This window comes from Halorussus caseinilyticus (genome assembly GCF_029338395.1).
GTDB classification, from domain to species: Archaea; Halobacteriota; Halobacteria; order Halobacteriales; family Haladaptataceae; genus Halorussus; species Halorussus caseinilyticus.
The window spans coordinates 974,945-995,100 of the sequence record NZ_CP119809.1 but is presented as its reverse complement, the minus strand read 5'-3'; the positions used below and the strand labels follow the sequence as shown (position 1 = coordinate 995,100).

Annotated in this window: 21 protein-coding genes and 1 pseudogene; 12 read left to right on the top strand and 10 right to left on the bottom strand. The window is 63.0% G+C overall.

The window, feature by feature from the left end; translation table 11 throughout:
- Positions 1-6 precede the first annotated feature (6 nt).
- Both P2T60_RS05110 and ribH read right to left on the bottom strand, forming a co-directional pair.
- Complete coding sequence (locus P2T60_RS05110) at positions 7-1,149, bottom strand: pyridoxal phosphate-dependent aminotransferase (RefSeq protein ID WP_276281477.1); 1,143 nt, start codon at positions 1,147-1,149, stop codon at positions 7-9.
- Positions 1,150-1,551: a 6,7-dimethyl-8-ribityllumazine synthase gene (ribH, locus tag P2T60_RS05105; RefSeq protein WP_276281476.1), complete on the bottom strand. Its 402-nt coding sequence runs from the start codon at positions 1,549-1,551 to the stop codon at positions 1,150-1,152.
- An 80-nt stretch (positions 1,552-1,631) separates the two neighbouring features.
- Here ribH and P2T60_RS05100 point away from each other — a divergent pair, with 80 nt between their 5' ends.
- The 3 genes and pseudogenes from P2T60_RS05100 to purE all read left to right on the top strand — a co-directional run bounded on the left by P2T60_RS05100 (position 1,632) and on the right by purE (position 5,273).
- Entirely contained in the window at positions 1,632-3,401 is a 1,770-nt protein-coding gene (locus P2T60_RS05100) for a flippase activity-associated protein Agl23 (protein ID WP_276281475.1), read from the top strand.
- A gap of 82 nt (positions 3,402-3,483) precedes the next feature.
- Positions 3,484-4,641, top strand: a pseudogene (locus P2T60_RS05095) (5-(carboxyamino)imidazole ribonucleotide synthase); the annotation flags it as partial.
- A complete protein-coding gene (purE, locus tag P2T60_RS05090) occupies positions 4,638-5,273 on the top strand; it encodes a 5-(carboxyamino)imidazole ribonucleotide mutase (RefSeq protein ID WP_382209821.1) in 636 nt (211 codons plus the stop codon). The pseudogene P2T60_RS05095 and the gene purE, both read left to right, overlap by 4 nt.
- A gap of 3 nt (positions 5,274-5,276) precedes the next feature.
- Here the strand turns inward: purE and P2T60_RS05085 are convergent, their stop codons facing one another.
- From P2T60_RS05085 to P2T60_RS05070, 4 genes are all read right to left on the bottom strand, one after another.
- Positions 5,277-6,026 (bottom strand): UbiA prenyltransferase family protein, encoded by a 750-nt coding sequence (locus tag P2T60_RS05085; RefSeq protein WP_276281473.1) that lies wholly within the window; start codon positions 6,024-6,026, stop codon positions 5,277-5,279.
- A gap of 53 nt (positions 6,027-6,079) precedes the next feature.
- Positions 6,080-6,802 carry a ThuA domain-containing protein gene (locus P2T60_RS05080; protein ID WP_276281472.1) on the bottom strand — a complete coding sequence of 241 codons (723 nt, stop codon included), beginning with the start codon at positions 6,800-6,802 and terminating at the stop codon, positions 6,080-6,082.
- A gap of 58 nt (positions 6,803-6,860) precedes the next feature.
- A complete protein-coding gene (locus tag P2T60_RS05075) occupies positions 6,861-7,703 on the bottom strand; it encodes an SDR family oxidoreductase (RefSeq protein ID WP_276281471.1) in 843 nt (280 codons plus the stop codon).
- An 80-nt stretch (positions 7,704-7,783) separates the two neighbouring features.
- Positions 7,784-8,845: a 3-dehydroquinate synthase II domain-containing protein gene (locus P2T60_RS05070; protein ID WP_276281470.1), complete on the bottom strand. Its 1,062-nt coding sequence runs from the start codon at positions 8,843-8,845 to the stop codon at positions 7,784-7,786.
- 126 nt (positions 8,846-8,971) lie between these two features.
- On the opposite strand from P2T60_RS05070, the gene P2T60_RS05065 reads away from it, so the two are divergent.
- The gene (locus P2T60_RS05065) at positions 8,972-9,529 is read left to right on the top strand and encodes a VOC family protein (RefSeq protein ID WP_276281469.1); all 558 of its coding nucleotides are present in this window, start codon (positions 8,972-8,974) and stop codon (positions 9,527-9,529) included.
- Here P2T60_RS05065 and P2T60_RS05060 read toward each other — a convergent pair.
- From P2T60_RS05060 to P2T60_RS05045, 4 genes are all read right to left on the bottom strand, one after another.
- Positions 9,526-10,896 carry a cytochrome P450 gene (locus tag P2T60_RS05060; protein ID WP_276281468.1) on the bottom strand — a complete coding sequence of 457 codons (1,371 nt, stop codon included), beginning with the start codon at positions 10,894-10,896 and terminating at the stop codon, positions 9,526-9,528. The two genes, P2T60_RS05065 and P2T60_RS05060, sit on opposite strands and share 4 nt — an antisense overlap.
- Positions 10,897-10,987: 91 nt before the next feature.
- Positions 10,988-12,130 carry an FAD-dependent monooxygenase gene (locus P2T60_RS05055; RefSeq protein ID WP_276281467.1) on the bottom strand — a complete coding sequence of 381 codons (1,143 nt, stop codon included), beginning with the start codon at positions 12,128-12,130 and terminating at the stop codon, positions 10,988-10,990.
- Position 12,131: 1 nt separating this feature from the next.
- Positions 12,132-13,466 carry a cytochrome P450 gene (locus P2T60_RS05050; protein ID WP_276281466.1) on the bottom strand — a complete coding sequence of 445 codons (1,335 nt, stop codon included), beginning with the start codon at positions 13,464-13,466 and terminating at the stop codon, positions 12,132-12,134.
- 65 nt (positions 13,467-13,531) lie between these two features.
- Positions 13,532-14,419 (bottom strand): SAM-dependent methyltransferase, encoded by an 888-nt coding sequence (locus tag P2T60_RS05045; protein WP_276281465.1) that lies wholly within the window; start codon positions 14,417-14,419, stop codon positions 13,532-13,534.
- A 371-nt stretch (positions 14,420-14,790) separates the two neighbouring features.
- Between P2T60_RS05045 and P2T60_RS05040 the strand changes: the two genes are divergently transcribed.
- The 8 genes from P2T60_RS05040 to nuoK are packed head-to-tail and all read left to right on the top strand — an operon-like array spanning position 14,791 to position 20,152.
- Entirely contained in the window at positions 14,791-15,204 is a 414-nt protein-coding gene (locus tag P2T60_RS05040; protein ID WP_276281464.1) for an NADH-quinone oxidoreductase subunit A, read from the top strand.
- On the top strand, positions 15,201-15,902 hold the full coding sequence (locus tag P2T60_RS05035) for an NADH-quinone oxidoreductase subunit B (protein WP_276281463.1): 702 nt from the start codon (positions 15,201-15,203) through the stop codon (positions 15,900-15,902). Before P2T60_RS05040 ends, P2T60_RS05035 begins: the two co-directional genes overlap by 4 nt.
- Positions 15,899-17,572, top strand: a complete 1,674-nt coding sequence (locus P2T60_RS05030; protein ID WP_276281462.1) for an NADH-quinone oxidoreductase subunit D — start codon at positions 15,899-15,901, stop codon at positions 17,570-17,572. The genes P2T60_RS05035 and P2T60_RS05030 overlap by 4 nt, the downstream gene beginning before the upstream one ends.
- The gene (locus P2T60_RS05025; protein WP_420028699.1) at positions 17,572-18,672 is read left to right on the top strand and encodes a complex I subunit 1/NuoH family protein; all 1,101 of its coding nucleotides are present in this window, start codon (positions 17,572-17,574) and stop codon (positions 18,670-18,672) included. The genes P2T60_RS05030 and P2T60_RS05025 overlap by 1 nt, the downstream gene beginning before the upstream one ends.
- On the top strand, positions 18,672-19,133 hold the full coding sequence (locus tag P2T60_RS05020; protein ID WP_276281461.1) for a NuoI/complex I 23 kDa subunit family protein: 462 nt from the start codon (positions 18,672-18,674) through the stop codon (positions 19,131-19,133). Before P2T60_RS05025 ends, P2T60_RS05020 begins: the two co-directional genes overlap by 1 nt.
- 52 nt (positions 19,134-19,185) lie before the next feature.
- The gene (locus tag P2T60_RS05015) at positions 19,186-19,452 is read left to right on the top strand and encodes an NADH-quinone oxidoreductase subunit J (protein WP_276282173.1); all 267 of its coding nucleotides are present in this window, start codon (positions 19,186-19,188) and stop codon (positions 19,450-19,452) included.
- Positions 19,449-19,850, top strand: a complete 402-nt coding sequence (locus P2T60_RS05010; RefSeq protein WP_276281460.1) for an NADH-quinone oxidoreductase subunit J family protein — start codon at positions 19,449-19,451, stop codon at positions 19,848-19,850. The genes P2T60_RS05015 and P2T60_RS05010 overlap by 4 nt, the downstream gene beginning before the upstream one ends.
- The gene (nuoK, locus tag P2T60_RS05005; protein ID WP_276281459.1) at positions 19,850-20,152 is read left to right on the top strand and encodes an NADH-quinone oxidoreductase subunit NuoK; all 303 of its coding nucleotides are present in this window, start codon (positions 19,850-19,852) and stop codon (positions 20,150-20,152) included. The genes P2T60_RS05010 and nuoK overlap by 1 nt, the downstream gene beginning before the upstream one ends.
- Positions 20,153-20,156: the final 4 nt, after the last annotated feature.

Below are 20,156 nucleotides of genomic sequence, written 5' to 3'. Positions count from 1 at the left end.
CGGCCGCTACAGCAGGTCGGCCTCGACCAACCGGTCCACCGCCTCGCCGATGCGCTCCTTGCTGTTGGCGTAGGAGATGCGGGCGTACCCCGGCGCGCCGAACGCGCTTCCGGGCACTGTGGCGACGTGGGCCTCTTCGAGGGCCTGCTCGCACCACGTCTGGTCGTCGGCGGCGACGGGCATCATGAGGTAGAACGCGCCCTCGGGTTCGGGTGCCTCGACGCCTTGCTGGCCGAGTCGGTCGAGCAGGAACTCCCGACGCTCGGCGAAGGCTTCGACCATCTCTTCGACCGACTCGTCGGTGTTGCGCAACGCTTCGACGCCCGCGTGCTGGACGAAGTTGGTCGCACACGAGACCGAGTGGGAGTGAAGCTTTCCGGCCTCCGAAATCAGTTCTTCCGGCCCGGCGAAGTAGCCCAGACGCCACCCGGTCATCGAGTAGGCCTTCGAGAAGCCGTTTATCGTGACGGTCCGGTCGGCCATCCCCTCGACGGTGCCGAGACTCGTCGGTTCCGCACCGTAGGTAATCTCCTGATAGATTTCGTCGCTGATGACGGTCACGTCGTGTTCGACCGCGAGGTCACGGACCCCCTCCAGCGCGGCGTCGGAGTAGACCGCTCCGGTCGGGTTGCTCGGCGAGTTGACCACGAGCAGTTCGGTCTCGTCCGACATCGCCTCGCCGAGTTCGTCCAGCGCGGGTTCGAGTTGGAAGTCGTGGGGCGCGAGGTCCACGCGGTTCAAGTCGCCGCCCGCCAACTTCACCATCGCCTCGTAGGAGACCCACGCGGGGTCCAACAGGACCACTTCGTCGCCGTCGTCCACGAGCGTCTGGATTGCCTCGTAGAGCGCCTGCTTCGCGCCGGGGGTCACGATGACGTTTCCGGCCTCGTGGTCGAGTCCGTCGTCGCGCAACTTCTCGGCGATGGTCTCCTTGAGTTCCGGAATCCCGTTCGAGGAGGTGTAGCCGGTGTGTCCCGCGTCCATCGCTTCCTTCCCGGCCGCGACGACGTTCTCGGGCGTCGGGAAGTCGGGTTCGCCCACGCTCAGGTCAACTACGTCCGCGCCCTCGGCCTCCAGTTCGGCGGCGAGGTTGCTGATTGCGAGGGTCGCGCTCGGTTCGACTCGTTGGATTCGGTCTGAAAAGTGCATTTAGAGTTCCTCCGAAAGTTCGACTGCGGCGTCTACCGCCTCCGCTCCTTTGTCCGCCCGCTCGCGGGCCTCCGCTCCCGACATGCCCGGTCCGCTCACGCCGAAGGTGACGGGCGTGTCGCGGTCGAGACTCACGTCGGTCAGGCCCTGTGCGGCGGCGTCGGCGATAACTTGGTCGTGGTCGGTGTCGCCGGTCACGATGGTCCCCACCACCGCCACGGCGTCGATTTCCTCGCGCCGGGCGAGGCGGTCGGCCGCCAGCGGCGCGTCGTACGCACCGGGAACGCGAAGCGTCTCTACGACCTCCGCGCCGCGGTCGGCGGCGGCCTCCCGCGCGTGTTCTTCCATCTGCTCAGTTACGTCGCGGTTGAACCGCGAAACGACGAGACCGAGGGAAACCATGTCCGGGTGGAGGTTTGGCCGAGTAAAAGAACTACCGTTCTCCGGAAAATTTGTATCCCTCTGGATGGTTTCGGGAAACGATGACCGCAGATGAGAGGTCCGCCAACGCTCGGCAGTGGACCCGCGACCCCGCGAGCGCGTTCGGTCGGGCCGTCGGCGCGCGAACCGCGCTCGCGGTTCTCGCCGTGACACTGGTTTCGCTGGCGCTTCGACTGTTCGGACTCGGCGCGCGGGTGTTCCACTGGGACGAAGGCCGCGTCGGGTACTGGATTCTCCGCTACGCCGAGAACGGTATCTGGGAGTACCACGCCGTCATCCACGGGCCGTTTCTCTATCACGTCAACAAGTACCTCTTCCAGTGGTTCGGCGCGAGCGACTTCCTCGCGCGCCTGCCCGTCGCCGTCGTCTCGGGCCTGCTTCCGCTGACCGCGTGGTTGCTCCGCGAGCGACTCCGCCGTGCCGAGATGATAGCGGTCGGACTCTTCTTCGCGGCCAACCCCGTCGTCCTCTACTACTCGCGGTTCATGCGCAACGACGTGCTTCTCGCGGCGTTCATGGTGTACGCGCTGGCGTTCTACGTCCGTCTGTTCGACACCCGCAAGCCTCGCTACCTCTATCTCGGGACGCTGATGCTCGCGCTGGCGTTCACCACGAAGGAGAACGTGCTGGTCTACGTCGTGACGTGGATGGGCGCGGCCGTCCTCCTGTTCGACCACCGACTCGTGCTGGCGGCGCAGGCCGACGACCGGAAGGCGCTGGTCCGCCGGAAGGCCCGCGAGACGTGGCGCGCGCTCTGGCACGACCGGTGGGGCCTACATCTCGTTCTCGGCGTCGTCGTCTTCTTCGCGGTGGTAATCTTCTTCTACGCGCCGCGCTCGCAGGGCATCTCGGACCCCGGACTCTGGAAGGCCTTCTCGAATCCCGGCACGTTCCCCGCGGTAATCGAGGAAGCCACCGTGGGGTCGTGGGAGTCGTTCGTCGGCAAGTGGGGCGAGGGCAACCAGAAGTCGTACCTCTCGACGTTCGAGTCGCTCGGCGCGATACTCTGGGAGGGCGCGGCCGCACTGCTCGTCCTGTCGGTGGTCGGGTTCGTCACCGACCGGTACGTTGGCGACAAACCCCGCGACGTGGTGTCGTTCGCGTCCTACTGGGGGTTCGTCAGCGTCCTCGGCTACCCCGTCATCGTGGAGAACCCCTTCCCGTGGGAGGTCGTCCACGCGGTCGTTCCGCTGGCGATTCCGGCGGGAGTCGGTCTCGCCATCCTCGTCCGGTGGGGCGCGCAAGCCGTCTCGGACGGCGACGGCGTGAGCGCCACGCTCGCGGCCCTGCTGGTCCTGCTGGTCGCCGGACAGGTCGCGGCCACCGCCGCCAGCACGACGTACATGCACCCCGCCGACCAGTACGTGGACGCCGACAGCGAGGACAGGAACGCCCTGCTCCAGTACGGCCAACCCGCGGAGGGTCTCCGCCCGACCTTAGAACGGGTGCGCTACGCCTCGAAACGGAACGACGGCATCGACGTGCTGTACTACGGGTCGGACTTCTACGTCGCCGACGAGTCCGAGAACGACCGGTGGGCCGCGGGCGGCGGGTGGTACGACCGCCTGCCCCTGCCGTGGTACACCGAGATGTACGGCGCGGAGGTAGACAGCACGACCGAACTCGGCGTGGTCGGGTCGAACCCGCCGCCGGTCGTCGTGGCCCGCGCCGGGGACCGGGGGCAGGTCGCACGGCGTCTCGACGGCTATCGGGCCTTCGAGGAAGAACTCACGCTCTGGGGGAGCGAAACGGTGTTCTTCGTTGACGAGGAGTACCTCCGGCCCGCGGACGCCGAGAGCGGCGGTGAGTAGCGACCCCGGACCCGGCGGTGAGTAGCCACGTTCTTGCACAACTACCGCCCGAGTTGGCAAATCTTATGCAGACCCGTCCACAACCCACCACCAGATGACCGACACAGAGACGCTCGGCGTCGTCGGCGGCGGACAGCTCGGTCGGATGCTGGCGGAGGCGGCCGCACCCCTCGGAGTCGAGGTGGTCGTCCTCGACCCGACGCCCGACTGCCCGGCCTCGCCGGTGGCACGGGACCAAATCGTCGGCGACTTCGACGACGAGGACGGCGTTCGGGAGTTGGCCGAACGCGCCGACTACCTGACCTACGAAATCGAGTTGGCCGACCCCGACCTGTTGGCGGCGGTCGAAGACGAGTACGGCGTGGCGGTCAACCCCGACCCCGCCACCCTCCGGACGATTCAGGACAAGTTGGTCCAGAACCGCGCCCTGCGGGACGCCGGGGTTCCGGTCCCCGACTTCCGGCAGGTGGACGACCGCGAGGACTTGGCGGACGCCATCGAGGACTTCGGCTATCCCGTCATGCTGAAGGCCCGCGAGGGCGGGTACGACGGCCGGGGTAACGTCCCCATCGCCGACGAGAGCGAGGTGGACGACGCGCTGGCGCAGGTCGAAGGCGGCGCGGTGGCAGAGGAGTTCGTGGACTTCGAGCGCGAGGTGTCGATAATCGGCGTGAAAGGCGACGGCGAAACCGCGACCTTCCCGCTCGGCGAGAACGTCCACCGCGAGGAGATTCTGCGCGAGACGGTCGTTCCGGCCCGGACCGACGAAGCGGTCGCAGAGCGCGCCCGCGAGGTGGCCGAGGACGTGCTGGCGATGCTGGACGGCCGAGGGGTCTACGGCATCGAACTCTTCGAGACGACGGAAGGGGAGATTCTGGTCAACGAAATCGCGCCCCGGCCCCACAACTCGGGCCACTACACCATCGAGGGCGCGCTGACCTCCCAGTTCGAGCAACACGTCCGCGCCGTGACCGGCCGACCCCTCGGCGCGACCGACCTCCGGAGTCCCGTGGTGTCGGCGAACCTGCTGGGCGACGGCGACGAACGCCGACAGGCCGAGGTCTCGGGCGACGAGGCGATTCTCGCCGCCCCCGGCGCGAGCTATCACTGGTACGGCAAACACGAGGTCTACCCCCTGCGGAAGATGGGCCACCTGACCGTGGTCGGCGACTGCGAGAGCGACACCGACGAACTACTCGACGCGGCCCGCGAACTGCGCGACGAGGTGACATTCCAATGAGCGAACTCCAAGCACTCATCGACGACCTGCGAGCGGAGGCAGAGCGCGACAGAAGTACCGAAGAGACGCCCGAAATCGGCATCGTGATGGGGAGCGACTCGGACCTCGACGTGATGGCCGGGTCCGAGGACGGACGACCCGGCGCGTACGACGCCCTGACCGAACTCGGGTTCGAGGAAGTGACCGACTACGACGACCCGCCCGAGGCCCGGTTCACCTTCGAGACTTACGTGGTGTCGGCCCATCGCACGCCCGAACTGATGTACGCCTACGCCGAAACCGCGGAAGCGCGCGGACTCGACGTGATTATCGCGGGTGCTGGCGGCAAGTCCGCCGACCTGCCCAACATGACCGCTTCGCTGGCCTATCCCCTGCCGGTCGTCGGCGTGCCGGTCCAAGAGAAGTCCCTGCCCTCGGTGGTGGGGATGCCAACGGGCGCGCCAATCGTCGCGGTGGACGCGGGCAAGTCGTTCAACGCCGCGCTGTCGGCGGTACAGATGCTCTCGCGGGAACACGACGAACTGCGCGACAGGCTCGTGGAGTACCACGACGACTTGCAGGAAGGAGTGGCGGACGTTTCGCGCAGACTTCACGAGAGCGGAACCGAACAGTTCCGGGCCGACCGGGAGTGACCGTCAGAGGAACATCAGCGCGAGTCCGACCGCCATAATCAACAGCGCGTAGTTGTGCATCGGGTGTTGCTTGGCCGCCCGGCGCTGGAGTCGTTCGAGTTTCGCGTCCACGTCGCGGGTGTACTCGATGTCGAACGCCTCGTACTTCTGTTCTTTCAGGTCCTCGGTCACGTAGTCGATGGCCATCAGGATGAGCATCAGGCCGAACGAGAAGATGGAGACCCCGAGCAGTTGCACGTCGAACTCGGGCGAGAGCAGGAAGTACCCCGAGACGGTCGGAATCCACGCGGCGGTGAACCCGAGGTTGCCGACGCCCGTGACGTACTCTCGGTCGTGAAGTCGGCCGTCGAACAGTTCGAGGTTGTACGCCACGGCCCCGAACGCCCCGAGGACGACGAACGAGAAGAACCACCACGAGGTCATCCACGACAGCACGCCCCCGAGGACGACTGCGGCCCCGAGCATCAGGTAGCCAACCGCGTACTGAACCCGCGAGTCGATGTCCACGGTCATGCCCTCGTCGGCGAGGTCCAGATTGTTGGCTCCCTCGCCAGCGAACCACATGAACGGCATGGCGATGGCCCAGAGTTGCCAACTCCAGTCGTGGTTGACCGCCGCCAGCACCATCCCCATGCTCATGTAACTCACTTCGAGGATGTTGAACTGCCAGTAGGGAGATACCAGCGAGTGGACGAGACTGTAGGTGAAGCCTTCCGGCGTCGGGTCGGAGTTATTGTTCGATTCGTATGACATGCAATTTATAGTAAGTTACTATGTAAAAGTAATTTTTGATACTTTTGGCGACACTATTCCGACGCTTCCGGGGGAATCTCGACTTCGCCGTACTCGACGGGCGACCCTTCGCGGGGTGCGGCCCACTTCGCGGCGTTGGTCAACACGTCGTGAACGTCCTCGTTGTGGTAAATCGGATACGCCTCGTCGCCCGGCCGGAAGTAGAAGATGCGGCCCTTCCCGCGCCGGTAACAGCAACCGCTCCGGAACACCTCGCCGCCCTCGAACCAACTCACGAACACGAGCGAGTCGGGTTCGGGCACGTCGAAGGGTTCGCCGTACGTCGCCGCCGCCGGAATCTCGATGTACTCGTCGAGTCCGTCGGCGATGGGGTGGCCTTGGTCGATGACCCAGAGGCGCTCGCGTTCGCCGTCGTTTCGCCACTTGACCTCGCCGGTGGTACCGAGTAGTTCGCCGAATATCTTCGACCCCTGTCCGGAGTGGAGGACGACGAGACCCATGCCGTCGCGGACGTGTCTTTTGACTCGTTCGACTACCTCGTCGTCAACCTCGTCGTGAGCGGCGTGGCCCCACCAGAACAACACGTCCGTCGCGTCGAGGCGCGACTCGGTTAGCCCGTGTTCCGGTTCGTCCAGCGTGGCAGTCTCGATTTCGAAGTCGTCGCCGCGAATCCCGTCCGCGATAGCACCGTGAATCCCGTCGGGATACCGGTCTCGTATCTCGTCATCTTCGCGTTCGTGCCGATATTCGTTCCAAACAGTAACGTGAACAGTCATATCTTACCAATTATGAAAGTTTTATAAAAATGTATTGTTCTCGAAGTCCCTTCCCGAATTAGGCGGTGTTGACCATCCCACCGTCCACCGCAATCGACTCCGCGGAGATGTACTCCGAGAGGTCCGAAGCGAGGAAGACGGCGGCGTCGGCGACGTGCTTGGGGTCGCCGAACTCCGAGAGCGGAATCGCGTGGCGCTTTATTATTTCTCCTCTTACACTTCCCTTTATCAGTTGTTTGAACGACACGTCTCCGCGCTTCAGCAGTTCTTTCCGACCGCTCCCGATTATCGACCCGTCGCGTTTCGTCATCGCCGTCTCGATGACGCCGGGGTGGAGCGTGTTCACCCGAATCCCGTCTTCGCCGAGTTCGGCCGCGAGCGAGTAGGTCAACAGGCGGACGCCACCCTTCGCCGTCGAGTAGGCCGAGGCGTCGGGCACCCCGACGAGTCCCCCGGCGCTCGACATGTTGATGATGCTCCCGCCCTCGCCTTGGGCTATCATCTTCAGGGCGGCCTCCTGACACCCGTAGAAGACGCCGTTGAGGTTCACGTGCATCAACTTCTCGAACTCGGCCTGTTCGAGGTCCACGAACGACTTTTCGGGTCCGGAGATGCCCGCGTTGTTGACCATCACGTCGAGACCACCGAACTCGTCGGCCGCCTCGACTGCGCGCTTCACGTCCGCACGTTCGCTCACGTCGCACTCCACGAACGTCGCCCGAGCGTCCGTCTCGGCCTCGATTTTCTCGTGGGTCGGACGCCCGCCCTCCCGCGGTTCGGTCTGTACGTCGGCGATAACCACGTCCGCGCCTTCCTCGGCGAACCGTCGTGCGATGGCGCGACCGTTACCGCTGGCCGCGCCCGTGACGACCGCCGTCTTGTCTGTGAGAAGTTGACTCATCGTGCTGTTGGTGTTTCCTCACCGCTTACTTATTTCTACTTATACGGTTCATATCGAACGAATCCCAACCGACCGCCGAATTAATCGCCAGCATCTCCGGCCGTTCGGACGTGACCCAACACTTCGTCGCCCACCGACGCTTCCGTGACGTTGAGAGGTTCCCCGTCGGAACCCATCAGTCGGACGTGACAGTGGTCCTGCAACACTGCTTCGACGGTCCGGTCGCCAGCCGTCGCTTCCACGAGCAACAGCGGTCGGGTCTCGGTCTTCTTGCGCCCGATGGAGGCGGGTCGCGTGTTACCGTCCTTATCGACGCACAGCACTTCGTCGCCTGTCGAGAGTTCGGTCAGATACTCTATCTCGTCGTCCGCGACGTTGACGTAGGCGTGGACCGACCCGGCGTTGACCCGAAACGGCCGCGGACTCATGTTCGGCGGAGAGTGGGCCTCCGAACAGACGAACAACCCGCCGTCGCCGGTCGAACCGACGACCATCCCCTCGTCTTTCGAGAACAGCGAAGTCACGTCCACGCAACTTCGCTCGCCGACGCCGACCTGTTCGACCCGCGTGATTTCGAGGGGTTCGACCGCGATTTCCCCGCGGTACTCCCTGAGTAGCGCGTTTCCAACGTCGTACACGTCCTGTGCGTCGCGGGTCGAGAGCAGTGCACCCCCGCTCGCCGCCGACCCGTCTAGCCGACTTTTCGCCGCCTCCGCACTGGACGCGTGCCGGAGTATCGTCGCCGCGCCGCCGAGTTCGTCTTCGAATCCCTCGGGCGCTTCGCCGTTGAAGATGCCGTACTCCGCGCTCCCTTCGAGCAAGTCGAGCGCCGATTCGGGGTCGAACTCCCCGTTCGTCGGCGGCAGGTACCCCGTCCGGAACCCCTGTTCGCTCGCTCGCCGGAGACACTCCGCGTGGGACGAGACGACGATTGCACCGTCCTCGACGGTTGCGAGGTCGTCTACGTTCTCGACTTCGATGGCCGCCGCCGTGCGCGCCGGGAGACTGAACTGCTCTCGCTGGTCGGGAGTGACCAAAAGGGCGTCTACGAGGGTATTGAACCCTGCCGCGACGACACTGCTGTTCCCGTCTAAAAATCGTCGGGCATCGAGCCAGAATTCCTTATTTCGTTCTCGTTCCATACGGTTTAGGAGCAAATATAAGATGATATTATTTTCGGTTCTAGATACCAATCTTTCCTGAGGAATGTGGTGTCCCCGCCGACTCAACACAAAAACGATTTGGGCCGCGTGGCCCGAGTCACCCGTATGTCCGACGAGTCACGCTCCGGCGTTCCGACGGCACGTAACGTCCACCACGTCAGTATCACTGTCCCCGACTTGGACGAGGCAGTGGACTTCTTCGTTGACGTTCTCGGTGCCGAACTGCTCTACGAGAAGGGTCCGTTCGCCGACCCCGAGTTCATGGAGACCAACCTGAACGTCCACCCCGAGGCGGAGGGACAACTGGCGATGCTCCGGTTCGGGCCGACGACCAACCTCGAACTGTTCGAGTGGGACTCGCCCGACCAAGAAGAAGGCCACCCGAGCAACAGCGACGTGGGCGCGAGTCACCTCGGGATTCAGGTCGAGGACATCGACGCGGCCATCGACTATCTCGAAGGCGTCGAGGGCGTCGAGATTCTCGGCACGCCCCAGCACAACGAGGAGGGACCCACCGGCGGCCTGACCTACGTCTACTTCACCGCGCCGTGGGGCTACCAACTCGAACTGCTCGAAGCGCCCGAGACGATGCCCTACGCCGAGTCCGCCGACGACCGACTGTACGGACCGGCCGACGACTGGTCGGACCGACCCGACGCCTAACGCTTCTCGACGCGCACCGGAATCTCGTCTTTCGGTTGGATGTTGATGGCGGCGACGAGTTCCAAGGGGTCTTCCTCGGCGAGTTCGAGTTCGAACTCCTGTGCCACCGTCGCCAGCACCAGTTGGGCCTCGATGCGGGCGAAGCGCATCCCGATGCAGTGGCGCGGACCGCCGCCGAACGGGAAGTACGAGTAGTCCGGGCGCTCGTCCTCCAACTCCTCGGCCCATCGCTCGGGGCGGAACTCCTCGGGGTCGTCGTACCATCGCTCGTCGCGGTGGACGACCCACTGGGGGAGCGAAAGGGTCGCTCCCTCCGGAATCTCGTAGCCGCCGATTTCCACGTCGGTCACGGGTTCCCGGAAGAAGTTGTACACCGGCGGGTAGAGGCGCATCGACTCCTTGACCACCTTGTCGGGGTAGTCGAGTTCGTCCAAGTCCTGCATCGTCGGCGTCCGGCCGTCGAGTACCTCGTCGATTTCGGCGACCAACTTTTCGCGCTTCTCGGGGTTCTTCGAGAGCAGGTACCACGAGTAGGTCAAGGTGAGCGCAGTCGTCTCGTGGCCCGCCAGCAGGAACGAGAAAATCTGGTCGCGGACCGTCTTGTCCGACATCTGACTCCCGTCGTCGGCCTCGGCGTCGAGAAGGATGGACAGCAGGTCGATGCGGTCGGTGTCGTCGGACTTCCGTTCCTGTATCATCCCGTCGATGACCTCGGTGAACTGCTGGAGCGTGCGCTTGTACCGGATGTTCGTCGGAGTCGGAAGCCAGTCGGGGAGGAACACCGACGACTTCGACCCGCCGAACTTCGCGGTAATCGCGTGTCCGGCGTCACCGATTGCAGTCTCCTTGTTCCGGATGTCCTGCCCGGTCAGGGTCTTGGCCAGAATCTGGAGGGTGAGCGCCCGCATCTCCTCGTGGAGCGAGATGCGCTGGCCGTCCTCCCAGTCGTCGGTCAGCGACTCGGCGTACTCGGTCATCATCTGGGTGTACTCCTCGTCCACCCGCTCGTGGAAGAACGCCGGTTGGATAATCTTCCGCTGGCGCTCCCACTGTTCGCCCTCGCTCAGGAACAACCCGTCGCCGGTGACGCCCGCCAGCGCCTCCTGCTGGAAGTCGCCCTTGACGTACTTGGCGTCGTCTTTGACGAGTATCTGCTCGATGTACTCCGGGTGGGTGACGTGGTAGAACTCCTCGCCCCCCACGTCGACGCGAACTACGTCGCCGTACTCCTCGGCACACCGCTCGTAGAGACCGAGTTGGTCCTGAAAGAGGTCCGGGAGATTACCGATGACCGGAAACCCGTCGGGACCCGGCGGGTCGTCCGATTCCTGACTTTTTTCTGTCGTATCATCGCGATTAGATGCCATCTTTTTCTATTGTCTAAATCAAAAGAAGATACAATTTACGGTTACCGGTTCGTCTGATGAAGTGTACGAAGAATCACCGGAGGCGGTGGCGTCAAAACGTCATCTCGTACATGTCGGTCTCGAACTTCTCGTTGACGAACTCCGGCAGGTTGCCGAGTATCACGTTCCGCACGCGACTGAGGATACCGTTCTCCAGTTGGGCCACCTTCCCTCGCTGTCTCGACTGTTCGACCATCTCTCGGGCCTTGTCGAGGCGCAACTCCTCGTAGGTCTCGAACGCGCGCCGGTGTGACGCGCGTTCGTCGAGACACTTCGCCAGCGCGAACCCGTCTTCGAGGGCCTGCGCGCCGCCCTGCGCGAGGTTGGGGAGCATGGCGTGTGCGGCGTCACCCGCGAGGACGACCCGGCCGCGCGACCACTCTTCTATCGGGTCGAAGTCCCGCATCTCGACGCGAGCGACGCGCTCTGGGTCGGTCCCGGCGATAAGTTCGCCCACCGGGGCCGGGAAGTCCGCGTAGCACTCCGCGAGTCGTTCGACTGGGTTGCCGCCCCCTACGGGGTCTAACGACCCGTTTATCGGTGCGAACCAGTACGACCGGCCGTCGCCGAGCGCCGAGTATCCGAACCGCTTGCCTCGGCCCCAAATCGCGCGGTCCATCCGGCGGGACGACGCCGGGAGTTCCACGTCGGTCGTCGCGGCGTAACAGACGCTTCCCGAGTCCCGTAGCGACACCTCGGGAAACAGGTCGGCTCTGAGGTCCGACTCCACGCCGTCCGCGCCGACAACCACGTCGGCGCTCGCAGTCCCGCCGTCCGCGAATTGGAGCGTTGCCGACGCCTCGTCCTGTTCGACGCCGGTACATTGCCGACCGGTCTCGACGGCGGAGTCGGGAATCTCCCCGAGCAACGCCGCCTGTAACTCCTCGCGGTGCGTCGAGACGATGGTGTGGCCGTACGTGTCTTCGACCGCGGTCAGGTCGAGGTCGAAGATGGTCGCGCCGGCCACGTCCTCGACCAGCGTCCGTTCGAGGGGGACGCCGCGTTCGCAGATTCGGTCGGCGACCCCGAGTCGGTCGAGAACGTCCATCCCGTTCGGAGGTATCCAGATGCCCGCGTCCGCCGGTTGGGGTTCGTCGGCCGCTTCGTAGACCACCGGGTCGAACCCCCGGTCGGTCAGTGATGCGGCGGTACAGAGTCCCGCGATTCCGCCGCCGACGATAGCGATTCGCTCCATCTCACTCCCGCTCTCGCACGACCATGTCGATGCCGTCTTTCGGTTCGATGATGGTCGATATTTTCAGGTCGAGGTCCTCGTCGGACACCAGTTCGAGTTCGTACTCCTGAGCGAGCGTCGAGAGGACGAGTTGGCCCTGAAGCATCGAGAAGTGTCTGCCGATACACTGTCTGGGACCGCCGCCGAACGGGAAGTACGAGTACTCCGGGCGCTCGTCGGCGACTTCCTCGGCCCACCGCTCGGGACGGAACGCCTCGGGGTCGTCGTAGTGGGCCGAGTCGCGGTGGACCGACCACGGCGTCAGGTTCACGGCCGCCCCCTCGGGAATCGTGTAGCCGCCGATTTCCACGTCTTCGGACGGTTCACGGCCGAGCGTCCACACCGGGGGGTAGAGGCGCATCGACTCCTTGAGGACCCACTCGGTGTACTCGAACTCCCGAACGTCTTCGACCGTCGGCGAGTCGCCGCCGAGTATCTCGTCGAGTTCGTCGGTCAACTTCTCGCGCTTCTCGGGGTTCTTCGAGAGCAGGTACCACGAGTAGGTCAGTGCGAGTCCCATCGGACCGCTCCCGCCGAGCAGAATCGTGTTGATTTCGTCGCGGAGCAAGTCGCCGTCCATCTGGTGGTCGTCGTCGTTTTTCGCCTCCAGCAGTAGTTTGAGCAAGTCGTCGGGATTCTCGTCGTTCTCCTTGCGGTGGCGAACGATGTCGTCCACGTCGTCTTCGAGGTTCTCGACGGCCCCCTCGTACTGGCGGTTCACCGGGGTCGGCACCCAGTTGGGCACGTACCACGAGGGGTTCGTGGGGTCGTACTTCTCGCTGATGGAGTGGACCGCCTCGCCGATGGCGCTCTCTTCGAACTCCCGGTCCTGATTGAACAGCGCCTCCATGAGGATTTCGACCGCGAGGCGTTCCATCTCGTGGGCGATGTCGTACGTCTCGCCGGGCGTCCACTTCTCGACTGTCCGCTCGGCGTGTTCGACCATCGTGTCGGCGTAGTCGGTCACTCGGTCGCTGTAGAACGCTGGCTGGGCGACTTCGCGGTTTTTCCGCCAGAAGTCGCCTTCGCTCAGCAACAGTCCGTCGCCGAACACCTTGTTGAGTCGCTTCTGCATCAACTGCGGTTTGAGGAACTTCTCGTTTTTCGTGACGAGAACCTCTTCGATGTACTTGGGGTCGGTCACCATGTACATCGGCTTGCTCCCCGCCTCGGTGTAGATTAGCCCGCCGTACTTTTCGGTACACTCTTCCCGAAATTCGAAGGGATTCTTTACGTAGTCGATTGCGTTTCCAAGTAAGGGGACACCATCCGGTCCCGGTGGTTTCGACTGTTTCATTCGAGAGGGATTCAAAACTATAATATAATAAGTGTTCTGGTAATTCTTACAAAAACACACCGAAACTACAGTTCGGCGGAAACGATACTGTAGGTCACGGCGTCGCTCTTGAGCGCGGGATACTGGTAGAAACAGGCCACCGCGTTGCCGAGTTCGGTGTCGTTCTGGCGTCCGAAGAAGTTCAGCAGTTTTCCGAGCGGATAGCCCCAGAGACTAAACAGGAAGATGTCGAACGCCGACTTCATGATGTTGTCCTCGGCGTTCTCGGAAGTGATGTTCTCGAACCCGAGGTCCGCGAGGTCGTCTTGGAAGTCGTCGATGTGAGCGTAGTTGCTCAGTCGCCATCCCTTCAACCACTGGGTGACCATCAGGTCCTCGATGAACGAGAGGTCTCGCTTCTCCATGTACCAGTCGGTGACGACGATTCGACCGTCGTCCTTGAGGACGCGCTTGGCCTGTTCGAGGAACTCGCGCTTGTCGTCGGCGTAGCAGATGGATTCGAGACCCCACACCACGTCGAAGGAGTTGTCCTCTACCGTCTCCATCTTGGTGAAGTCGTCCTCGCGGAACTCGACTTTGTCGTCCACGCCGCGCTCTTTCGCCAGTTCGCGGGCGTAACTCAACTGGAGGGGACTGATGTTCAGGCCGACGACTTCCGCGCCGCGCTCTTTGGCCTGCCACGTCGCGTTGTCGCCGTACCCGCCACTACAGTCCAGCACTCGGTCGTCGGGACCGAGGTCCACGCTGTCGGCGAGTTTCGACTTCATGTTGTGGACAGCCTCGCCGAGGGTTTCGGTCCCCTCGTCGAAGTATCCGTAGTGGATGCTCTCTCTGTCGCTGTCGTCCGACCACTTCTCGTGATAGATGGAGTGACACTGTGAGTAGTAGTCTCGTACGTCGTCGTTCGACGTTTTCTCGGTGTTTATGCCATCTCGCTGTTTGTGTTTACTCATAAATGGTTCACGTCGTTATTACCCTGTGATTCAAAATATATAAAAGTATTCCGGTATGTATTTTTGGAGTATGACTAGCTCGTTATGTAATGGACTCCGGAGACAGTAGGGAAACAACGCTCCAACGCCTATTTTCCGCCGGTAGGGGTTGGGACTTTTATATTTTCGGGCGCGACGGACACAACCGAACTGACGATTGACGTTCCTCACGTAATTTGTCACCAAATGTGGCCGGGTTCTATATTTGATTCAATCCGAGAGAAACCATCACCGGGAATACGAGTAGTTTTCCGGCCTAAGACGAAGGAAGCGTAAGAATCAACGCTTATAGGGGTGCGTTTCTAATCTCGGGATGGTAGGAGAATATCGGCATGAATCCATGGATAGCTATTGGCGCGTTGGCGCTGGTGGGGCTGTTGATACCGGTCGGAATGATGGCGGTATCCAGCCTGCTCCGGCCCACCGTGCCCGAAAAAGGAAAAACCACCACCTACGAGAGCGGCGAAGTGCCGACGGGCGGCACGCGAATCCGCTTCAACATACAGTACTACATGGTCGCGTTGCTGTTCGTCGTCTTCGACATCGAGACCGTTCTCATCTTCCCTTGGACGGTCATCTACCGGAGCGCGGTCTCGATGGACGGCGTGGGCCTGACGAAGGGCCTGCTTCCGATGTTGCTGTTCATCGGCGTCCTCGCCGTCGGTCTCGGCTGGGCGTGGCGTAACGGTGCCGTACGGTGGGTACGAAATCCCGACCGTTCCCAACGGAGCGTCGATAGACAATGAGCAACGAACCACGGGAGACGATTCACGGTAGCACAGACCCGCAGACGAAAACACGGGAAGCCCGGATGGAGGGCGTGGACAACCGATTCAACTCCAAACTTCGGGAGGCGTTCGGCTCGTCGCCGTTCATCCTCACGAAGTTCGACAAGTTCATGAACTGGGTTCGGGGGTCCTCGATGTTCATGCTCCAGTTCGGTATCGCGTGCTGTAGCATCGAGATGATGCACACGTACGCGGTCAAACACGACCTCGACCGCTTCGGGTCCGGGGTTCCCCGCGCGTCGCCGCGACAGGCCGACGTGATGATTGTTCCGGGGACCATCGTCTCGAAGTTCGCCCCCCGGATGAAGCGGATTTACGACCAGATGCCCGAACCCAAGTTCGTCGTGAACATGGGCTCGTGTGCCATCTCGGGCGGTCCGTTCCAAGAGGGCTACAACGTCATCAAGGGTGCCGAGGAGGTCATCCCGGTGGACATCCACGTCCCCGGTTGCCCGCCTCGCCCCGAGGCGCTCATCTACGGCGTCGTCAAGTTGCAGGAGCGAGTCGCCAACGGCGAGACCAGTCCGGTGACGGTCAAGCCGTACGAACTGGAGCAGTTCGGCGACCTCGAACGCGACGAAGTTGTCGAAAAGCTCGCGGGCGAAATCGACGAGGAGACGCTCGTAATGCGTTACAACTGGACTGATTCGCCATGAGCTTAGAAGAACGCACTCCGGACGTAGGCGTCACGGAGGCCGGTCTCGACTACGACGAACTGGCCGACCTGCTGGGTGAACGCGTCCTCGACCGCGAGGAACACCTCAACGCCGAGGGGTTCGTCGTCCGACCCGACGAGGTTCAACAGACCCTCCGGACGCTCCGCGACGAAGCGGGCTTCGACCACCTCTCGTGTCTCACCGCGCAGGACTACGAGGACCGCTACGAGAGCATCTACCACCTCAAGAAGTACGACGACCCGACCCAAGAGGTCAGCGTCGTCGTCCCGACCGACGCTGAGAACCCGACCAGCGAGTCGGCGACGCCGGTCTACAAGACCGCCGAGTGGCACGAGCGCGAGGCCTACGACTTGGTGGGAATCGACTACGACGACCACCCCAACCTCACTCGCATCCTCCTGCCCGAGACGTGGCAGGGCCACCCGCTGAGTTCGGACTACGACCAAGACAAACCGCAAATCGTCTCGTTCGAAGAGAACGCCAACCCGCTGGAGGCCGACCACCGCGAGTCCGGCGAGGGGTCGGACACGATGTTCCTCAACATCGGCCCGCACCACCCGGCGACCCACGGCGTTCTCCACCTCGAAGTGACGCTCGACGGCGAACAGGTCGCGGATGTCGCGCCGGACATCGGCTACATCCACCGGTGCGACGAACAGATGTGCCAGCAGTCCACCTACCGCCACCAGATAATGCCGTACCCGGACCGATGGGACTGGGGCGGCGCGGGACTGCTCAACGAGTGGGCCTACGCTCGCGCGGCGGAGGAACTCAACGACATCGAAGTCCCCGAGTACGCGAAGGTGATTCGGACGCTGAGCGCGGAACTCAGCCGTCTCCTCTCGCACATCCTCGCGGTCGGCGCGTACGCGCTAGACGTTATCGGTGACTTCACCGCGACGTTCATGTACGGCATCCAAGAGCGCGAGAAGGTCCAGAACATCTTGGAGGACCTGACGGGCCAGCGGATGATGTTCAACTACTTCCGACTCGGCGGGGTCGTCTGGGACCTGCCCGAACCCCGCGAAGCGTGGTTCGAGAAGATTCGGGAGTTCATCGACGACATGCCCGCCGCGCTGGAGGAGTTCCACGACCTGCTGAGTCGCAACGAAATCCTCCAGAAGCGGACCATCGACACGGGAGTCATCGAACCCGAAGTCGCCAAGCAGTACGGCTGTACGGGACCGGTCGCCCGCGGGTCGGGCATCGACTACGACCTGCGCCGGGACGACCCCTACGGCTACTACGACGAACTCGACTGGAACGTCGTCACCGAAGACGGCTGTGACAACTACGCGCGACTGCTCGTCCGGATGCGCGAAATCGAGGAGTCGGCCAAAATCGTCAGCCAGTGCGTGGACCTGCTGGAGAGTTGGCCCGAAGACGAGCGCAACATCCAGTCGAACGTCCCGCGGACGCTCAAGCCCGACCCCGACACGGAAATCTACAAGGCGGTCGAGGCCGCCAAGGGCGAACTCGGCATCTACATCCGGTCTGACGGCACCGACAAACCCGGCCGGTTCAAGATTCGCGGACCGTCGTTCTCGAACCTGCAGGCGCTCCCGGCGATGACGCAGGGCGACTACCTGCCCGACCTCATCGCGACTATCGGAAGCCTCGACACCATCATGGGCGAGGTGGACCGCTAATGACCGGGTTCGTTCCCCTACAGGGTCAGGCCGAACCCCTGCTCCCCGAGACCATCGGGGAGTGGCTGTTCGGCGCGAACATGGCCCCGTGGCAGGAGGCGATTGCGGCGTTCCTCGGCGCGTTCCTCATCGGCAACATCATGCTAGCGATGACGGGCGTCGCCGGGCCGTGGGCCAAGCGGAAGATTACCGCGGCGTTCACCGACCGCATCGCAGTCAACCGGGTCGGTCCCGCGGGTCTGCTCATCATCGTGGCCGACGCCGTTCGCCTCCTCGGGAAAGAACTCATCATCCCCGACAACGCCGACCGTCCGGCCTTCGACATCGCGCCAATCGTGATGGCGGGGTCGGCACTGCTCGGGTTCGCGGTCATTCCGATGGGTCACATTTTCGGCGTCAACATCCACCTCGCGGACCCCGAGACGGGGATGGCGTACGTGTTCGCGGTCGCTTCTATCGCGACGCTCGCACTGGCGATGGCTGGCTACGCGTCGAGTAACAAGTACTCGATGATGGGCGGTCTGCGCGCAATCGCGCAGAACATCGCCTACGAGATTCCGCTCGTCGTGACGGCGGCGTCGGTCGTGCTGTTCACCGACACGCTCCAGATGAGTGGCATCGTCGCGGCCCAGCAGGAGGCGCTGTTCACTATCGCGGGCGTCACGATTCCGTCGTGGTTCGCGTTCGTGAACCCCTTCGCGTTCATCCTGTTCGTGGTGGCGAACCTCGCGGAAGTCGGCCGGAATCCGTTCGACATCCCGGAAGCGCCGACCGAAATCGTCGGAGGGTACCAGACCGAATACTCGTCGGTGTACTTCGTGCTGTTCTACCTCGGCGAGTTCCTCCACATCTTCCTCGGCGGAGCAATCATCACGACGCTGTTCCTCGGCGGCGCGAGCGGTCCGTTCCTGCCCGAATCGTTGAACTTCGTCTGGTTCGTCGTCAAGATTTGGGCCGTCTTCCTGTTCACGCAGTGGGCGCGTTCGGCGGTTCCCCGCGTCCGCATCGACCAACTCATCGAAATCGGCTGGAAGGGCATGCTCGTCCTGAGCTTCGCTAACCTCGTCCTGACGGCCGTCATCGTTGGGGTGATGCTCTAATGATTGGTGTACTGAAATCGATGGCGACGACGCTGAAGCACGCACTGGACGGGTCCACGTTCACGGTCGAGTACCCCGACGTGGCACCCGAAGTAAGCCCTCGGTTCCGCGGGGTCCACAAGTTCAGCCAAGAGCGCTGTATCTGGTGTCGCCAGTGCGAGAACGTCTGTCCGAACGACACGATTCAAATCGTTCAGGACGACCAGCGCAACGGCGAGCAGTACAACCTCCACATCGGACAGTGCATCTACTGTCGGTTGTGCGAGGAAGTGTGCCCCGTAGACGCAATCCTGCTCACGGAGAACTTCGAGTTCACGGGCGACACGAAAGACGACCTCGTGTACAACAAAGAGCAGTTGAAGAACGTCCCGTGGTACAAGGACATAGACCCCCTCGAATCCCGCGAACCCGACCGCAGTGCGTGGATTGGCGAGGGCGAAGGCGAGGTGGACTACCAGTAAGTCCGTCTCGAAACCTTAAAAGGACGATTACTAGAATTTCAAGGTGACTGAAATGGTATACGAGACACTTACGTTCGGGTTGTTCGCTCTCGTCACGATAGCGAGCAGTCTGGGCGTCGTCCTGGCGCGGGACGTGTGGCACTCGGCGTTACTGCTTGGTGTCGCGCTACTTTCCGTCGCGGTACACTACGTGATGCTGCAGGCCGAGTTCCTCGCAGCGATGCAAATCCTCGTCTACGTGGGCGGGGTTCTCATCCTCATCACGTTCGCCGTGATGCTCACGCGTCAGGCCACGACAGAGGAGGTGACAGAGGTATGACTACGAAATCCAACGACGACGGAAGCCGGATGTTACCCGGCGTAGCCGCCCTCGCGCTATTCGCAGTGATGGCGTGGGTGTTCGTCGGTGCGGAGTTCGGTGACGCCGCCAGCGGTTTCGGCGGCGACGCGAGTATCACCGCCAGCATCGGCTACGCGATGTTCAACATCCCGGCGCAGAACGCCGTGCCGAGCGAAGGGTTCCTGATTCCCTTCGAGATTATCGACCTCGTGCTGGTCGCCGCGCTCGTCGGCGCGGTCATGCTGGCCCGCCGCGACGAAGGCGGCGAGATTACGTCGGCCCTGCGCTCGAAAGCGGCCGACAAGAAGGGTTCGCCCCAAGATGTCGTCGGCGAGTCGTCCGGGCGCGAAGTTGCGACCGACGGAGGTGAGCAGTGATGGTTCCGATTCAGTACTACCTCCTGCTCTCGGCCGCCGTCTTCGCAATCGGCGTCTTCGGCATCCTGACCCGCCGGAACGCGCTGTTGTTCCTGATGAGCGTGGAGCTACTGCTGAACGCGGCGAACATCAACCTCGTCGCGTTCTCGCGGTTCCACGGCAACCTGACGGGCCAGACGTTCAGTCTGTTCACGCTGGCGCTGGCGGCCGCCGAAGTCGCAGTGGGTATCGGCATCATCCTCGTCCTGTATCGCAACTTCGCGGACGTGGACGTAACCGAAGCGACAACGATGAGGTGGTGAAACG

What these genes read in the sequence shown, in the direction of transcription:
- P2T60_RS05080 (WP_276281472.1), bottom strand. Translation starts at nt 6,802, where the DNA reads ATGACTGTTCACGTTACTGTTTGGAACGAATATCGGCACGAACGCGAA.
- P2T60_RS05110 (WP_276281477.1), bottom strand. Translation starts at nt 1,149, where the DNA reads ATGCACTTTTCAGACCGAATCCAACGAGTCGAACCGAGCGCGACCCTC.
- P2T60_RS05070 (WP_276281470.1), bottom strand. Translation starts at nt 8,845, where the DNA reads ATGGAACGAGAACGAAATAAGGAATTCTGGCTCGATGCCCGACGATTT.
- purE (WP_382209821.1), top strand. Translation starts at nt 4,638, where the DNA reads ATGAGCGAACTCCAAGCACTCATCGACGACCTGCGAGCGGAGGCAGAG.
- P2T60_RS05030 (WP_276281462.1), top strand. Translation starts at nt 15,899, where the DNA reads ATGAGCTTAGAAGAACGCACTCCGGACGTAGGCGTCACGGAGGCCGGT.
- P2T60_RS05035 (WP_276281463.1), top strand. Translation starts at nt 15,201, where the DNA reads ATGAGCAACGAACCACGGGAGACGATTCACGGTAGCACAGACCCGCAG.
- P2T60_RS05065 (WP_276281469.1), top strand. Translation starts at nt 8,972, where the DNA reads ATGTCCGACGAGTCACGCTCCGGCGTTCCGACGGCACGTAACGTCCAC.
- P2T60_RS05075 (WP_276281471.1), bottom strand. Translation starts at nt 7,703, where the DNA reads ATGAGTCAACTTCTCACAGACAAGACGGCGGTCGTCACGGGCGCGGCC.
- P2T60_RS05045 (WP_276281465.1), bottom strand. Translation starts at nt 14,419, where the DNA reads ATGAGTAAACACAAACAGCGAGATGGCATAAACACCGAGAAAACGTCG.
- P2T60_RS05015 (WP_276282173.1), top strand. Translation starts at nt 19,186, where the DNA reads ATGGTATACGAGACACTTACGTTCGGGTTGTTCGCTCTCGTCACGATA.
- P2T60_RS05040 (WP_276281464.1), top strand. Translation starts at nt 14,791, where the DNA reads ATGAATCCATGGATAGCTATTGGCGCGTTGGCGCTGGTGGGGCTGTTG.
- P2T60_RS05055 (WP_276281467.1), bottom strand. Translation starts at nt 12,130, where the DNA reads ATGGAGCGAATCGCTATCGTCGGCGGCGGAATCGCGGGACTCTGTACC.
- P2T60_RS05100 (WP_276281475.1), top strand. Translation starts at nt 1,632, where the DNA reads ATGACCGCAGATGAGAGGTCCGCCAACGCTCGGCAGTGGACCCGCGAC.
- P2T60_RS05010 (WP_276281460.1), top strand. Translation starts at nt 19,449, where the DNA reads ATGACTACGAAATCCAACGACGACGGAAGCCGGATGTTACCCGGCGTA.
- P2T60_RS05085 (WP_276281473.1), bottom strand. Translation starts at nt 6,026, where the DNA reads ATGTCATACGAATCGAACAATAACTCCGACCCGACGCCGGAAGGCTTC.
- ribH (WP_276281476.1), bottom strand. Translation starts at nt 1,551, where the DNA reads ATGGTTTCCCTCGGTCTCGTCGTTTCGCGGTTCAACCGCGACGTAACT.
- P2T60_RS05060 (WP_276281468.1), bottom strand. Translation starts at nt 10,896, where the DNA reads ATGGCATCTAATCGCGATGATACGACAGAAAAAAGTCAGGAATCGGAC.
- nuoK (WP_276281459.1), top strand. Translation starts at nt 19,850, where the DNA reads ATGGTTCCGATTCAGTACTACCTCCTGCTCTCGGCCGCCGTCTTCGCA.
- P2T60_RS05050 (WP_276281466.1), bottom strand. Translation starts at nt 13,466, where the DNA reads ATGAAACAGTCGAAACCACCGGGACCGGATGGTGTCCCCTTACTTGGA.
- P2T60_RS05020 (WP_276281461.1), top strand. Translation starts at nt 18,672, where the DNA reads ATGATTGGTGTACTGAAATCGATGGCGACGACGCTGAAGCACGCACTG.
- P2T60_RS05025 (WP_420028699.1), top strand. Translation starts at nt 17,572, where the DNA reads ATGACCGGGTTCGTTCCCCTACAGGGTCAGGCCGAACCCCTGCTCCCC.